16 protein-coding genes are annotated in these 15,745 nt (G+C 34.0%); 6 read left to right on the forward strand and 10 right to left on the reverse strand.

Annotation, left to right across the window (positions count from 1 at the left end; translation table 11 throughout):
- Positions 1–112: 112 nt before the first annotated feature.
- The 5 genes from AC6CHH_RS08370 to AC6CHH_RS08390 form a co-directional block, all read right to left on the reverse strand.
- Entirely contained in the window at positions 113–715 is a 603-nt protein-coding gene (locus AC6CHH_RS08370) for a hypothetical protein (protein ID WP_498281733.1), read from the reverse strand.
- A 6-nt stretch (positions 716–721) separates the two neighbouring features.
- On the reverse strand, positions 722–1,471 hold the full coding sequence (locus AC6CHH_RS08375; protein ID WP_498281735.1) for a hypothetical protein: 750 nt from the start codon (positions 1,469–1,471) through the stop codon (positions 722–724).
- An 85-nt stretch (positions 1,472–1,556) separates the two neighbouring features.
- Positions 1,557–2,390, reverse strand: a complete 834-nt coding sequence (gene pyrF / locus AC6CHH_RS08380; RefSeq protein WP_498281737.1) for an orotidine-5'-phosphate decarboxylase — start codon at positions 2,388–2,390, stop codon at positions 1,557–1,559.
- Positions 2,391–2,394: 4 nt separating this feature from the next.
- A complete protein-coding gene (locus AC6CHH_RS08385; RefSeq protein WP_498281739.1) occupies positions 2,395–2,994 on the reverse strand; it encodes a TlpA family protein disulfide reductase in 600 nt (199 codons plus the stop codon).
- A 2-nt stretch (positions 2,995–2,996) separates the two neighbouring features.
- The gene (locus AC6CHH_RS08390) at positions 2,997–3,740 is read right to left on the reverse strand and encodes an RluA family pseudouridine synthase (RefSeq protein ID WP_498281741.1); all 744 of its coding nucleotides are present in this window, start codon (positions 3,738–3,740) and stop codon (positions 2,997–2,999) included.
- A 119-nt stretch (positions 3,741–3,859) separates the two neighbouring features.
- Between AC6CHH_RS08390 and panB the strand changes: the two genes are divergently transcribed.
- The gene (gene panB, locus AC6CHH_RS08395; RefSeq protein ID WP_498281743.1) at positions 3,860–4,675 is read left to right on the forward strand and encodes a 3-methyl-2-oxobutanoate hydroxymethyltransferase; all 816 of its coding nucleotides are present in this window, start codon (positions 3,860–3,862) and stop codon (positions 4,673–4,675) included.
- 32 nt (positions 4,676–4,707) lie between these two features.
- On the forward strand, positions 4,708–5,277 hold the full coding sequence (locus AC6CHH_RS08400) for a hypothetical protein (RefSeq protein ID WP_498281745.1): 570 nt from the start codon (positions 4,708–4,710) through the stop codon (positions 5,275–5,277).
- Here AC6CHH_RS08400 and AC6CHH_RS08405 read toward each other — a convergent pair.
- Positions 5,270–6,562: a Gfo/Idh/MocA family protein gene (locus AC6CHH_RS08405; RefSeq protein WP_498281747.1), complete on the reverse strand. Its 1,293-nt coding sequence runs from the start codon at positions 6,560–6,562 to the stop codon at positions 5,270–5,272. The genes AC6CHH_RS08400 and AC6CHH_RS08405 overlap by 8 nt on opposite strands.
- Before the next feature lie 573 nt (positions 6,563–7,135).
- Between AC6CHH_RS08405 and AC6CHH_RS08410 the strand changes: the two genes are divergently transcribed.
- On the forward strand, positions 7,136–7,729 hold the full coding sequence (locus AC6CHH_RS08410; protein WP_498281749.1) for an outer membrane beta-barrel protein: 594 nt from the start codon (positions 7,136–7,138) through the stop codon (positions 7,727–7,729).
- 104 nt (positions 7,730–7,833) lie between these two features.
- On the opposite strand, the gene AC6CHH_RS08415 is transcribed toward AC6CHH_RS08410, so the two are convergent.
- Positions 7,834–8,259, reverse strand: coding sequence for an NUDIX hydrolase (locus AC6CHH_RS08415; RefSeq protein ID WP_498281751.1), 426 nt, complete (start codon positions 8,257–8,259; stop codon positions 7,834–7,836).
- A 124-nt stretch (positions 8,260–8,383) separates the two neighbouring features.
- Between AC6CHH_RS08415 and AC6CHH_RS08420 the strand changes: the two genes are divergently transcribed.
- Complete coding sequence (locus AC6CHH_RS08420) at positions 8,384–9,418, forward strand: L,D-transpeptidase (RefSeq protein ID WP_498281753.1); 1,035 nt, start codon at positions 8,384–8,386, stop codon at positions 9,416–9,418.
- A gap of 67 nt (positions 9,419–9,485) precedes the next feature.
- Positions 9,486–10,256: a murein L,D-transpeptidase catalytic domain family protein gene (locus tag AC6CHH_RS08425; RefSeq protein ID WP_498281755.1), complete on the forward strand. Its 771-nt coding sequence runs from the start codon at positions 9,486–9,488 to the stop codon at positions 10,254–10,256.
- Between the two features lie 136 nt (positions 10,257–10,392).
- On the opposite strand, the gene AC6CHH_RS08430 is transcribed toward AC6CHH_RS08425, so the two are convergent.
- Positions 10,393–12,303 (reverse strand): amidophosphoribosyltransferase, encoded by a 1,911-nt coding sequence (locus AC6CHH_RS08430; protein ID WP_498281954.1) that lies wholly within the window; start codon positions 12,301–12,303, stop codon positions 10,393–10,395.
- Between the two features lie 88 nt (positions 12,304–12,391).
- Positions 12,392–12,919 carry a lipocalin-like domain-containing protein gene (locus AC6CHH_RS08435; protein WP_498281757.1) on the reverse strand — a complete coding sequence of 176 codons (528 nt, stop codon included), beginning with the start codon at positions 12,917–12,919 and terminating at the stop codon, positions 12,392–12,394.
- Positions 12,920–13,297: 378 nt separating this feature from the next.
- Between AC6CHH_RS08435 and AC6CHH_RS08440 the strand changes: the two genes are divergently transcribed.
- Positions 13,298–13,630, forward strand: coding sequence for a YegP family protein (locus tag AC6CHH_RS08440; RefSeq protein ID WP_498281759.1), 333 nt, complete (start codon positions 13,298–13,300; stop codon positions 13,628–13,630).
- A 47-nt stretch (positions 13,631–13,677) separates the two neighbouring features.
- Here the strand turns inward: AC6CHH_RS08440 and AC6CHH_RS08445 are convergent, their stop codons facing one another.
- A complete protein-coding gene (locus AC6CHH_RS08445) occupies positions 13,678–15,681 on the reverse strand; it encodes a M13 family metallopeptidase (RefSeq protein ID WP_498281761.1) in 2,004 nt (667 codons plus the stop codon).
- Between the last annotated feature and the right edge of the window lie 64 nt (positions 15,682–15,745).

A 15,745-nucleotide genomic window follows, 5' to 3' on the forward strand; every position in this document is an offset into this window, starting at 1 on the left:
ACTAGCTGACTGATCATCAATGATGGAATTACTATCCTAACCAACACAAATACATCCCCTGATCCGTAAAAAAAGCAGCCTGTTAATGACTGCTCCAAATAGTTTTTCTATTTTATTTCTTAAATAATGTAAATATTTTTTTTCCGAAATTTTTATCGACTGTTAGGTAGCTAGGATAATATATATTTTGACCTGCTATTCTAAAGGAGGGTTTTATTTTCAGAACCATAAAACCGTCTGTATTTTTATTAAATAACTCATCAAAAAACTTTTCAAAACCACTTTCTTTTGCTTTATTAAAAATATTGGCTTTAAATGTGAGAGGTATAATAGCACTTTCTCCTTGAGAAAGATCTACATTTTGATCAACTACACCTTCAAACAGGGGCGAACCTTGGATTTCAATCATGTATTTAAAGGAATTTATAGCTGCTCGCTGTTGCTCAGGATTGGTGATTTTCAAATTTATCTTTCCCTCTAATGGCAACTCTTTACTAAACAAAGCTACTGTTAAACCTGCTAGAGACGATAAATTATAATTTCCATCACTTCCTTTGTAAGAGTCCAGAAACTTTCCATTAAATTTCACTTGCTCAACTGAGGAAACTACATATTCACAATCCGCTAATGCCTTAAGTTGAGCTTTTTTATTTACTTGACAACTGCCTAGCAACATAGTAAGACAAATTACAAGCATCCATATATTTTTTTTCATATTGTTTTAATTCTTTTTATCAAAATTGTAAATTATTCCCAAGGTAAAAACTGCATTTCCGGGTTTTAAATATTCATTATTCATGAGTCCTATATTCCAACCATTTGTGTATTGGATTTGCAATCCTTTGTGGAGTTCTAAACGAGTGAAGAAAATAGGTTCTATATACAGGTTTTCTTCTAAGTTTTGCGAAATTTGATTCAAATCAAAACGATCCATCTTAATTCTTGACATGCGAATAGCTGTTCCATAATTTAAGCTACGTTTTTTTCCAAAAAGACTGATCTTATTCTTCCTGGTAGAAGAAAAATTAGCTTGAATAAATATTTTATTAAAATCCATGTCCTTAGTCTCAACCACATTAGTTCCAGTTGTACTTGCTCTTTTTTCTAAATCTATTGTTGAACCTATCCCGTAGCCTGCGTAGAATTCAAGCACACTTCGTTTAGCTTTGCCAACTTGAGTATAATACCCTAGACCCCCTTCATAAAGATACTGTTTAAAATCATGATTATCAGACTTATAATCTTGAAAAGAACCGTTTGCAATAATTGCAATATTATCCGTAATTGCTACTCCAGCATTTCCGCTTAAATTTCCTTTAGTATTCACGTGTCCGGCAATGTACCCTTCGCCTGCACTATTGAACATTGGAGTTGCTGGAACGTTTGGCAAGTACATTGAACTACATCCTGTAATAAGATTCGAAAGAGCCCATACAGCGGCCCATAAACAAAATATTTTCGTTTTAATCATAAGCGTATTAATCATCCAAGCATCTAAATTATTATGCCAAAAATGAAAATTCTAACAAAAAGAATAATTTTTGTTAAAAAGCAGCCTATATAATTTGGTGAATTTCGAGTTGATGCTGCATTTGTCCCTGGAGAATCAGAGCTTCTTCTCGGGCTCTTTCTGCGAAATCTTTTCCATTGGAGGCATAAATTATTCCACGCGTACTGTTAACTAACAATCCACAGTCTTTATTCATACCATATCTGCATACGTCCTCCAGTGAGCCCCCTTGTGCACCGACACCAGGAACTAAAAGAAAATGATCTGGGGCATGTTCCCTTATTTTTACAAAAGCTTCCCCTCGAGTAGCACCAACTACATACATGATATTTTCAGGTGTTCCCCAAGTATTGACCTTTTCTATAACCTGTTCAAATAATTGTCTACCAATACTGTTTTCAAAATTTTGGAAGTCTTTGCTTCCGTGATTAGAGGTAAGCGCTAATACAATGGCCCATTTGTTATCAAATTCGAGGAAAGGAGTAATCGAGTCCTCCCCCATATAAGGTGCGATAGTGATCGAATCAAAGTTTAGTCCTGAAATTTTAGTATTGAAAAAAGCTTGTGCATACATTTTCGAAGTGTTGCCAATATCACCTCTTTTTGCATCTGCGATACTAAAACAATCTTTAGGAAGAATCTCACTAGTCTTACGTAATGCTTCCCAACCTTTCACACCATAACTTTCATAAAAAGCAATGTTTGGTTTGTACGCAACACATAGATCAGCTGTCGCCTCTATTATTGCCTTATTAAATGAAAATATTGGATCTTGATCATCCAACAAATGCTCTGGTATCTTCGTTAGGTCTGTGTCTAATCCAACACATAAAAAGCTTTTCTTTATTTTAATTAAATTGATTAGCTCTTGCTTCGTCATTTTATTATTGATTGATTAATGATATCAGAAAATCCTCGAATTCTTTATTTGAATAATCTGCCATTCCCTTATGATCAAAGGCCAACTGACCTTCTTTATCTAACACAACGGTCGAAGGAATTGCATCGCTTAGCCACGTTTTTGGAATTTCACTTTCTGGAAAATAAATTGGAAGATTGAGATTTTCTTCTTTTAAAAAGGCTTTGGCTCCATCACGATCATTTTCGATCTCAACCAATAGAAACTCAACTTGATTATTTGTTTTATACTTGTCGTAAAGTTTTTGAATAGATGGCATTTCTGCACGGCAAGGTCCACACCAGGTTGCCCAAAAGTTGATAAAAACAACCTTTCCTTTTAGGTTTTGAACTTGGGTTATATCGCCTGTTTGATTTGAAAAACTTACGGATTCAACCACAACCATTGGTAGGTCTGAAACGATCGGCTTTGATTGATTCTGGATGACTTCTTTCTTAAATAATCCCATATTCATCAGACCTTTCTGAATAGCAATACGACTACTTGGCCATAGAAATAATAAAACCACCAGCCCTAATATTGCGTATAAAATTACATTTTTCTTAGATTTGTTTTTGTTGTTCATAGTTATGAATCATATTTTTCCAATTGCTTTAACAAGGTAGCGAAATCCTTTGGATATTCAGCTTGGAATGAATAATCATTGTTATGAACATTAAATTTAACTGACCTTGAATGTAGAGCAAATCTTTTCATAATTGGTTGTTCCTGCTGATCTTTAGATAAAGTATATCCTCTTTTTTTAATCTGAGAAAGAAAAACCGGATCTCCATGATACATTGTGTCTCCCACAATGGCTGCCCTTTGAGTCGCTAAATGAATACGAATTTGATGCATACGTCCAGTAATAGGTTTACATTGTACTAAAGTGAAACTTTTGAAATACTTAATACTATTAAAAATAGTTTCCGAAGGTTTACCATTATACCGGTCAATAGTGACGCTTTTATTTCCTTGATTCAAAATTGGCAAATCAACTAGCAGATTATCAAATGTATGTGTTCCTTGAATAATTGCATGATAAATTTTTTCAACTCGTCTCTTTTCGAATTCAATTGAAACCAACCTATATGTCTCTGGATTTTTAGCAATCAAAAGTACTCCTGATGTATCCTTATCCAATCGGTGACAAACCTGTGCATCTGCAACGTATTTTTTAGCTAATCGTAGAATATTTACCTCACCACCATCTCTAGCGTCTAACGATGCAATAAATGGTGGTTTATTAATGGCAATTAGATTATCATCCTCATGAATGATTAAATCTTCAAATTTTGGAAATTTGAATTGATTCTGTACTTGTGAAACCATTTTGCAAAAATAACAATTTAAGGCTAAATTTCTATTATTCAGACTACTTTAACCAATAGACTAACATTCAAGTTGATACTATTACAAAAATGTCTACTTTTGCATTAAACCCATCTATTATGTCAGTAAATAAAGTAATAAAGCGAATCACAACCTCTATCCTACGCGATATGAAGAATCAGGGGGAGAAAATCAGTATGCTTACAGCTTACGACTATTCTACTGCTCGAATTTTAGATGATGCTGGAGTAGAAATTTTATTAGTTGGAGACTCGGCAGCAAATGTTTTCGCTGGTTATGAAACTACGCTTCCGATCACTTTAGATAACATGATCTATCATGCATCTGCTGTTGCTAGAGCGGCAAAAAAATCAATGGTATTGGTAGACCTTCCATTCGGAGAATACCAAGGATCCACGGTCGATGCTTATAAAGCCGCCGTAAGAATGATGAAAGAATCCGGTGCTCATGCCTTAAAATTAGAAGGAGGTGTAGAAATTATTGACAATATCAAAAAAATCGTCCAATCAGGAATTCCAATTTGTGGACACTTAGGATTAACACCTCAGTCTATTTATAAATTTGGCGATTTTGGTGTTAGAGCAAAGGAAGACGAAGAAGCAGAAAAGCTTAAATCTGATGCTTTAGCATTACAAGAAGCGGGTTGTTTTGCAATAGTATTAGAAAAAATCCCCGCCAAACTAGCACAACAAGTTTCAGAAAGTTTGTATATTCCTACAATTGGAATTGGTGCAGGCAATGGTTGTGATGGTCAGGTCTTGGTGGTCAACGACATGTTAGGAATAACCCAAGAGTTTAAACCGAAATTTCTTAGACAATACCTGAATCTAAATCAAGAAATTAACAAGGCAGCGACGCAGTTTATTGCAGATGTAAAATCAGGTAATTACCCTAATGAATCAGAACAATATTAATGTACAAGATTCTACTAATAATCATCCTTCTTGTGGTATTAATATATTTATTATCACAAAAGATATTATCAAAAACTAAATCAAATAATTTGAATTTACGATTCAAACAAGGTTTTACTTTAATTGAATGCGCTAAACCTATCATCCAAAAAGCAATAAAAAACACATTATTTAGTGTTTTTGTTGGATTAGTACTATTTATAATAACAATTTTATTAGCAATAAAAATCAAGATTCTGTTTTTCTTGTTGCCAATCAGCCTTTACTTAATGAGTCAATTGTTTTTGCTTAACAATCAACTCAAGTATATTAAACAGCAAAGCATATGGTTTAATGCAAACACTCTGGATATAACCATAGAATGGGTAAGCGGAAATCAAGTGACTTTTAATTTAGCAAATGATATTCAATTAGTAAGAGCAGTAAAATCAGTTCAAAAAAATAATCAAATATTGTTTGGTTATTATGAACTCAATGTCCAAAATAATAAAATATATCTTCCTCTGTTGTTGGAAGAAAATATTAAAAATGCTACCTTTTTTAACCTAATAAAGGAGAATCATCTGGTGGTCTTGAAGAATTCACTATACCCAATCATTTAACATTAGGCAATTTATAACCGTTGTAGTATTCTGCGGCTAATAAATCATTCGCCTGCAGTTCATTAAAATTCTGTAATTCTGGGTTCCAATTTATTTTTTGACCTATTCGATAGGCAATGTTTCCCATCTGGGCAAGTTTAGCAATATGTGCTCCAACTTCAATAGGTGCATGTAAAATACTAGCATCATTGGTACGAATAGCTTGAACAAAATTTGCCGTATGCACATCCAGTCCATTATCTGTTTGTTTTTGGAATGGTACAGCTTCCATCCTATTACCTTCTGGAATGACTTCCCAACCCTTCCTGTCTAAAACAAGGGTTCCGTTATTTCCAATAAAAGCTATCCCATGCTCTCTTTGATATGGCCCCCCGCTTATACTCGATGCATGCTCCCATTGGATATTAAATCCGGAGAACTCATAAACTGTTGTAAGTGTATCTGGTGTCTCACCAGCATCGTCTGGATAAGCAAATTTTCCACCAGCGGCCATAATAGATTTAGGATCGGATACTTTCATTCCCAGTAACGCATAATCCAATAAATGGACCCCCCAATCGGTCATTAGACCACCTGCATAATCCCAAAACCACCGGAAATTATAATGGAACCTATTCATATTAAAGGGTCTTGTTTTAGCTGGACCAATCCAACTTTTATAATCAACTCCAGTTGGCACAGAGGAATCAGGAAGTACTGGAACACGTTTTTTCCATCCTAAGTAGGCCCAAGCCTTAACTAATCTTACTTTTCCTAATTTATCAGAATGAACAAAATCAATAGCCTGTTTAAAATGCTTTTGTGATCGCTGCCATTGACCCACTTGAACTATGGAGTTATATTTATTTTTAGCCACCACCATTGCATTACACTCAACAATTGAATTTCCAATCGGTTTTTCAATATAAACAGCCTTGCCAGCTTGACAAGCATCAATCATCATGAGGCAATGCCAGTGATCAGGTGTAGCAATGATAACCGCATCCACATTTTTGTCCTCTAATAAATCTTTATAGTTTTTATATACTTTAACTTGGTGTCCTAAGTCGGATAATTGTTTTTTTCTTTCAGAAATTACTCGATCATCTATATCACAAATTGCAGTACAAATAACATTCGAATGTTTAATTATGGATGATAAATTGGACCATCCCATCCCTTTAATGCCAATTGCGGCAACTCGAACAATCTTTTCTGCTTTGGAATTTGAATACAATGTATTCATTTGAATAAACGGCAAAACCATGGCCGTTTTTTGAATAAAATCTCTTCTTGAAATCGACATATTATTATAGGTTTAATTCTAAATTAGAAAAACATTTTCAAAAAGGTCTATAATGTCTCAAGTATTTATAAGATTTTGAACAAATATTACAAATCGCACAGCAGTTGGAAGTGTTGTAAAATTACATTCGGAATTCTTTCTTTTGGTTTAATTATACATAAAGAAGACGTTGTATTTATCTTTCAATTGAATTCAAGAAGAAAATGCCAGTAAATGATCATCCTCTATAATCATAAAAGCACATAAATCAACCTGTTTGCACTTCTAAATTCAATTAATCTGCCATTTAACCAGTATATGTCAGGATCGAACACTTTAAATTACTGCCAAATTGACTTTATGAAAAAATATCTGTTTAAATTTTATAACGTTTTTTCAGGAATGTCCACCTACTGTCAGGAAATCATGATAATACACTGACGTTAAAATGTTAAAACACTAATTATCAATTTAATACCATAATAAGAAGATTTTTTGATAAGAAAAGTAAATCAGAATAGAAATACTTTGGCATCCGATTTGAATATTTGACTAAACATGACAATAAAGTCAAATTATATAAAAATAAACATCATGAAAAAAGCATTACTTACATTAACAGCTATATCAGCTCTTACATTTGCAGCAAGTGCACAAACAGAACAAGGAAAATTTTTAATTGGCGGAAACCTTAGTTATGATGGTTCGACAGTAAAAGATTCTGACATAAAAAATAATTCCTTCAGTATTATTCCACAAGTTGGATACTTTGTTGCTGATAATATACTAGTGGGTACTGGTGTCGGTTATCAGTGGGAAAATAATGAGTCAGTAAATAACGTTGAAACCACACAAGGTGAGTTTGTTTTGGCTCCATTCGGAAGAATGTATAGCAATAACCAAGGTCCAGTTAAATTTTTTGGTCAATTGACAGTCCCAATGGCATGGGGTACTTCGGATGTGGATGGAGAAAAAATTGGATCGACCGCACAATATGGGGTTGAATTAGCTCCTGGTATCGCATATTTTCCAACCAGTAACATTGGAATAGAATTTAAAGTAAAGGGACTATATTATAAAAATAGTACTACAAAACAAGAGGTTTCAGACACCGAAACAACAACAAATTCATATGGTTTAAATGCAAATTCATTAGCACCATCAGTAGGCGTAACATTCAGTTTTTAATAAAATATACCTCATAGTATTTACCCTTCCAATTAAGTTTGGAGGGGTATTTATTTTAAAAATCATTCTAAAAGGAATGACCAACAGTAAATACTTAAAATTTATCAAAAATTATTTTTAGCCAACCAGATTGGTAAAGCATATTGTTTGAGTAAGTTTGCACACCTAACATTCTCGACATTCTTTTTATTCACCCACAATACTTCCTCTAATTCTGCACGGGGCTTCATCCAATTAAATTCTAGATCCTGATTGAATCGAAAAAGATATCCCCTAACGGTTTTACCTGTTTCATTAACAGCTTGGGCCTCATGTAAACCTACAAAATTAAAATTGACAGCATTCAAATCTAGATTCAATTCTTCCTTAAGTTCTCTTAATAAAGCAATGATTGGAGTCTCTGAAGCATCAATCTTTCCTCCCGGTAATTGAAAATAATCCGAACCAATTTTACGAACAGTCAACAGATCATCATCCTGATTTGTAATTACAGCAACAGCAATACATATGTAGTTCTTTGAGTTCACCATGATTATTTATAATATTTTCCTAATTTACAGATAAATTTGGAATGAATTTGGTAGAATATTAGTTGATTCTGGGTAAGAAGCTTTAAATTGTCATTATTAAAAAACCATTTATTAATTATTGCGAATGAGAAATTGTATTTTCTTTAGTCTATTTGTTTGCCTTCTGATAGCTTCCTCCTGTCAAAAATCAACCTCAAAGAATGAAAATTATAACGAACAAAAAAGATTGGATTCTTTGGAACAAGTTAAACGAGCAAAAGAAGAGGAAGAAAAAGCTCGCCCCAGAACCGCTAAAGACATTAATTTGGAAATTGATATAACTTTTGACAAATATACGTTGGAGGAAGTATATCCTTATAAGGATACTACTAGACTATTTCAATTAGATAAAATAAAGGAAAAACTAGCTTTTATCGAGAACTTTCAGCGAGAAGAGCATCAATACGCAGTTCTTCAAAACTACAGGAACAGAAATAAAGAGGCTGAGGTGGTAGAAAATTTTGTCAGAAATCAATATAAAAGAGTTTCAGACACTTTAGGCACGGAAAGATACCAATCAGCCCCTTTATACCGAGAGGAATCTAGTGAAAGACCAACCATTTATGGAAGAGATGGTTCCTTAGTTAGTTTAGAGAGTTCGGACACATTAGATATGGTGAAATTGAAGGGAATATCCTTCGAAGGGACGTGGTATGTTCCTAAACGGTACGTGAAACTCATAGGCAGCGACATGATAATCAGACACGTAAACATTGTAGATGTTACAAATCAAAATATTTGTAGCATAGAACGAACAGGAAACTGCGAATGGAAAATACGCAGTATGAATCCTGCCACAACAGGTCGTCATAAACCTCCCCATGCTATGGAAACCCCAACGGGTGTATTTGTCATCCAAGAACAAAAAGCAAAAATGTTTTATTATAAAGATGGAACAACTTCCATTGAAGGCTATGCTCCATATGCAAGCAGATTCACTAACGGGGCATATATACACGGTGTGCCTGTAAATAATCCAAAAGGTAAAATCATAGAATATAGTTGGTCATTAGGAACCACACCACGATCACATATGTGTGTTAGAAATGCATCTTCACATGCCAAGTTTGTTTATGAAAAGTCAAAACCCATGGAATCTTTAGTCGTCGTGATTGAATAAAACATTATTTAACACTTTGACAATCAATTTTTTCCTAAATTTGTAATCGAAAATAAAGAAAGCGCTTATGAATAAATTAATGCTTATTTCTTTATGGGCTGTAGCTACTTCGGTACTCACATTAAATACTACAAATCATGTGATTGCCCCCAAAGAAATCAAGGATACCATAGAAAAAAAACAAACAGATCCAATCAGAAATCTATATTTAGAGATGGAATTGGGTAAAATAATGAAATGGGAAGCATTTCAACAAGCATTACAAGGATACAATCAACTTAATCCTAAGAATAAAGAAATTATCACTGTAATTGATTTCACTAAACCATCCACCGAAAAAAGGATGTATGTATTAAATGTGAAATCCAAAAAATTATTGTTTCACAATATAGTATCGCATGGTAGAAATAGCGGAGAAAAATTTGCTACCTCCTTTTCTAATAATCATGGCTCTTATCAAAGTTCTTTAGGGTTTTATCTAACTCAAGAGACATATCAAGGTGGTAATGGTTTTTCATTACGATTAAATGGTTTGGAAAAAGGTATTAATGATCAAGCCAGACCACGTGCAATTGTGGTACATGGAGCTGATTATTGTAGTCAAAACATAATAAATTCTACCGGCAGATTGGGAAGAAGTTACGGTTGTCCAGCTTTACCTAAGGAATTAACAAAACCTATAATTAATACTATAAAAAACGGTTCTCTCTTGTATATATTTGCAGGGAACAAAGAATATTTGGCAAGTAGTAAAATTATAAAGAAGGTTCCTTTGCTCGAATCCAACTCATTGATAGCTTCTCAACTTGAAGAGGATAAGAAAATATCTATTAACTAAGGAATAATCTGAATCCATAGTATATTTAATAAGCTAGAAAACAGGTGCAAACGTTGCACCTGTTTTCTAGCTTATTTTTTAACTGCTTACTCCAACATTATACTTGCAGCAAAGATAACTTAATGCTTAATCCTTTTTAATTACTAAAGTAAGCTCTAACGTTCTTTCCTTCCATCCAATTCATAAAAGCTCTATTTACCACCTTATTACCCCCTGGAGTAGGATAATTTCCAGAGAAGTACCAATCCCCTTTATGATTTGCACAGGCTATATGTAAGTTATCCAATGTTTGGAATATTACTTCTAGTTCTGCTTTTAAATTATGAGGTCTAATAATTCTTCCTATTTCCGTGGATATTTCATTATCTGTAAAAGGTTCATAAATCGCTTTGACATAATTTTCAACCTGATCTTTAGGTAATGTTATTGATGCTAAGCACTTTTGATAAACTTCATCGATGATATGCGCTAATCCATTTTTTCGTAGAAGTGAAATAGCAGCCTCAAAAGCAACAAACTCGCTCATTCGGGACATATCTATTCCATAACAATCAGGGTAGCGAATCTGCGGAGCTGAGGAGACTATTACAATTTTCTTAGGATGTAGACGATCTAAAATTGTTAGAATGCTCTGTTTAAGAGTAGTCCCACGAACAATCGAATCATCAATTGCAACAATAGTATCCTGATGATCACGAACTATTCCATAGGTGGTATCATAGACATGTTGAACCATGTCTTGTCTGTCAGCATCCTGGGTTATAAATGTACGAAGTTTAGCGTCCTTTACGTTCAATTTTTCAAAACGAGGAGTAATACTTAACATTTCATCCAATTCTAAATCACCGATTTTATCAGAACGGTTCAGAAGTGCCTCTTTTTGAAAACTTCTAACATATTCATTTACTCCCTCCATCATACCATAATAGGAAACTTCGGCTGTATTTGGAATAAAGGAAAAAACCGTATTTTTTATATCACAATTAATACTTTCAAGAACTTGAGGACATAAAAGCTTTCCAAGAGCTTTACGTTCCTTATAAATGTCAGCATCTGAACCTCTTGAAAAGTAAATTCGTTCAAAGGAACACGACATTTGTTCAACAGGTTGTCTAAACATTTCTTGAGAAACTGTACCGTCCTTTTTTGCTATCAAAGCATAGCCAGGTTTGATTTCTTGTACAGATTCAAGTGGTACATTGAAAGCGGTTTGAATAACAGGACGCTCGGAGGCGACAACTAATACTTCGTCATCTTGATAATAAAAAGCAGGTCTTATCCCCGCAGGATCTCGCATAACAAACGCATCTCCGTGTCCAAATATACCGGCAATAGTATATCCACCATCCCATGTTTTAGCTGAACGAGTTAAAATGGTGGATACATCAATGTTCTTTGCAATTTGTGCACTTATTTCAATATTAGAAAGGCCGTCTTGTTTAAATTTGTCAAATAAATTCTGATTTTCTTCATCAAGGAAATGACCAATTTTCTCAAGAACAGTTACCGTATCGGCCTGTTCTTTTGGATGTTGCCCCAAATCATAAAGCTGCTGTAAAAGTTCATCAACATTTGTCATGTTAAAATTACCAGCCACAACAAGGTTTCTAGACATCCAATTATTTTGACGTAAGAAAGGATGACAGCTTTCAATGCTATTTTTCCCATGTGTTCCATAACGAAGATGCCCAAGTAGAACCTCTCCCGTGAAGCTTACATTATCTTTCAACCATTGGGTATCCTTAGATTTTTCAGGATAAGCCTTTTGAACAGCGGCAAACTTTTTTTGAACGTATTCAAAAATTTCTGCAACTGCGCTTGAACCCATTGCCCTATATCGAGAAATATATCTGTTGCCAGGCTTTACATCGAATTTAATCGTAGCAATACCTGCCCCATCTTGGCCGCGATTGTGTTGCTTTTCCATAAGCAAATACAATTTATTGATGCCATAGTACGGCGTACCGTATTTTTCTTGATAATAAGATAGGGGTTTTAAAAGTCGGATAAGTGCTATTCCGCACTCGTGTTTTATAGCGTCACTCATATCTTGAATTGATGCCACAAAGGTACGGAATTTTAAAAACAACTACTATAATTAGTGATGTAAAAAAACTATCATTTTTTTTGACCATTTATTCTCGTTCCATTTGCGTTTTATCTCGTCTGAGTGATGCGATTTCAAGAAATCGATCTCGATTTGAGGGAATCTCTAGCTTGTCTATCCGTTGCCAAGTCATATAACTGTTTACATATTCATTGTCAGAAAGGATTGGTTCAATAGATTTTAAATACAAAATATCCCCCTCGAAGTCGATTTTACGTTCCTGAATTTCACCTTCCCAACTCGGAAGAAATGAATTCGTAATGTGATGCTGAAGTATAGCATCGGTAACATCTACTTTATAAGTCCCAGAAAATGCCATAAATTCTTTTAGGCATTTTAACATATTATTTTCTGAATAGAGATCTTCATTTGGGCCATACTTATTTCGTTTAGCATTTGAAATTTGTATTGACATATATCCATCCGCTCCGTAAATTAAAATTCCTTTTGGATTTTGTCCCATTGGAAACTTAGAATCGACACCATTGATAGGCACTTCAATAAATGATAATAAAGACCAGGTACCAATTAATTCTTCCTTGATTGTCGTCGTCATTTAGGTAATCTTTGTTTGCTCTTATAACGGAATATTATCACAATTAGTTTATCGAAACACTTTAAAAAGTTTTTAAATGACATTTCTTTGGCATAAGGTGTTAAAAACATTTAAAGCAGTGTAGTCCTAAGAAAAAAGAAGAACCAATATATATAGTAGAAGTTATCTATATATCATCCCCAGTATTTACCAAAATCATTAAAGAAGAATACATCTAATAGAAGGTCAGTAAAGATCAGAACAATTATGAGCGGGATATACACCTTATCCCAATTCTGACAACCAATGCCTTGGTTTGCTACTAATTGCTGAGCACAGCGATAATTCGAATTGAAATCATTAAATTAGTATCAATTAACTAAAAAATTAAATTAAACTATGGGAAAATTTGTTGTTTCAACTAGAAAAAACGGGGAATTTCAATTTAATCTGAAAGCCTCAAATGGACAAGTCATTTTAGCTGGTGAAGGTTACACGACAAAAGCTGCTTGTGAAAACGGTATTGCCTCGGTCAAAAAAAATGCCATCGATAGTAAAAAGTTTGACAAATTGACTGCGAAAAACGGTAAATACTACTTTAATTTAAAAGCCGGAAATGGACAAATAATAGGTTCAAGCGAAATGTACGAAAGTGAAGCCGGAAGAAATAATGGTATAAAATCTGTCCAAGAAAATGCACCAGATGCGGAAGTTGAAGATGATACTATTTAATGTTAAATACAAAAAGAGCCTAAAGGCTCTTTTTGTATTACTAATTATTACCAGATAACAATTCGTTTTTCTTTTGGCAAATACAACTTATCCCCTTGTTTAGTTTGGAAAGCTTTATGAAACGCATCCAAATTAATGATAGGACCAATTGCACGATATTGAGCTGGAGAATGGGGATCTGTTTTCACTTGATTCACAACAAATTCTTCCGTTGTTTTTGTACGCCAAATGGTCGCCCAAGAGAAAAAGAACCGTTGATCTTGCGTATATCCATCGATCAAACCTGGATTCCCTTTGTCTTTTAAATACATTTGCAAAGCATCAAAAGCTACTGAAGAGCCACCCAAATCACCAATATTCTCACCTAAAGTAAATCGACCATTCACAAAGACTCCTGGAATTGGTTCATAACTTTCAAATTGAGCCACTAATGCATCAGTTGCCACTTCAAATTTTTCTTTATCCTCTTTTGTCCACCAATTATTTAAATTTCCGTTTCCATCATATTGGGAACCTGAATCGTCAAAACCATGTGACAATTCATGACCAATAACAGCGCCAATTCCACCGAAATTTACAGCCGGGTCAGCTTTATAATCATAAAAAGGTGCTTGTAAGATTGCAGCCGGAAATACAATTTCATTGAATAAAGGACTATAATAAGCATTAACAGTTTGAGGACTCATGCCCCATTCTGATTTATCGACAGGTTTCCCCTGTTTAGCTAAATTTTCTTCAAAGGCCCATTTTTGAATGTGATGAACATTCTCAATTAGGTCGGTGCCTATATTTAATGAAGAATAATCCTTCCATTTATTTGGATAACCTATTTTTACAGTAAACTTGGATAGTTTTTCTAAAGCTTTTTCCTTTGTCGCTGGCGACATCCAAGCTAGATTTTTAATATGTACATCGAATGATTTCAATAAATAATTCACTAATTCTTCACATGTCTGTTTAGCTTCCTCTGGAAAGTTATCCTTTACATATAATTTACCCAAAAGCTCCCCTACGTTACCATTTACAAACTCCAAGCCTCTTTTTTCTAGAATTCTTTGTTCCTTCTGACCTTTTAGGGTTCTGCCATAAAAATCAAAAGATAACGAATCCAATTCTTTAGTGAGATAACTAGTGGCACCATCCATTATATGGAATTTCAAATAATCTTTAATAGCAGGAAGATTTTTTTCATTCAAAATCTCATCCAATGCTTGATAATATTTCAGTTCACTAATAATAACCGTATCAGCATTGAATCCCAAACTTTGAATATATTTTGCAACATCCATGTTTTTCACCATAGAACCCAGATCTTTAACAGCTATAGGATTGTATCTCTTTTGAGCATCCCTGGACTCTTCCACGGTTTTAAGTTTCGATGCAATTAATTTTTCAAATTCAACAATTTTAGGTCCCTTTAGGTCTTTCGTCTTTGGAGCAATTTTACCATACAAAGAATTGATATAGTTTTGATAATTCCCTAAAGTCTCTGTGTTTTTAGCATCCTGCTTTTGATAATAGGAACGTCCTAAACCAAGACCACCGCCTCCTAAGTAAACTGCATTAACATTGCTGTTTTTCATATGGGCATAAACATACCCGCCAAAGAAAGGATTGCCTCCTATTGTAGCATACTTTGAAAAATAATCATAAAGCTCTTTTAGATTTTTAACCTGATCAATATCATTCAATTGCCCTTTGATTGGATTAATACCTTTTTTATCTCTTGTATCAAAATCAACATATGATCTGTAGAGATCTGCTATTTTCTGACCATCAGATCCTTTCTCAAAACTTTTTTCAAGAGATCCCTTTAATATTTTTAAAGTCGCCTCATCTGTGTTTTCACGTAATTGATCAAAGGAACCCCAGCGCGCCTTATCTGAAGGTATTTCCACTGTCTTCATCCAATTTCCATTCACATAATTGTAAAAATCATCCTGAGGACGAACAGTCTTGTCCATATGAGACAAGTTAATCGCCTGTTGATCTTGCGCTACCCCGAGGCCAGAACTTGCGAATAATGCTGCAATTAAAACGTATTGTTTCATAATTAACCTAAATTATTTATACCGACGATCATTAAACCGTATGCAAACATAACAATTCTAGGAA

It is taken from the genome of Sphingobacterium sp. GQ94 (assembly GCF_059758715.1).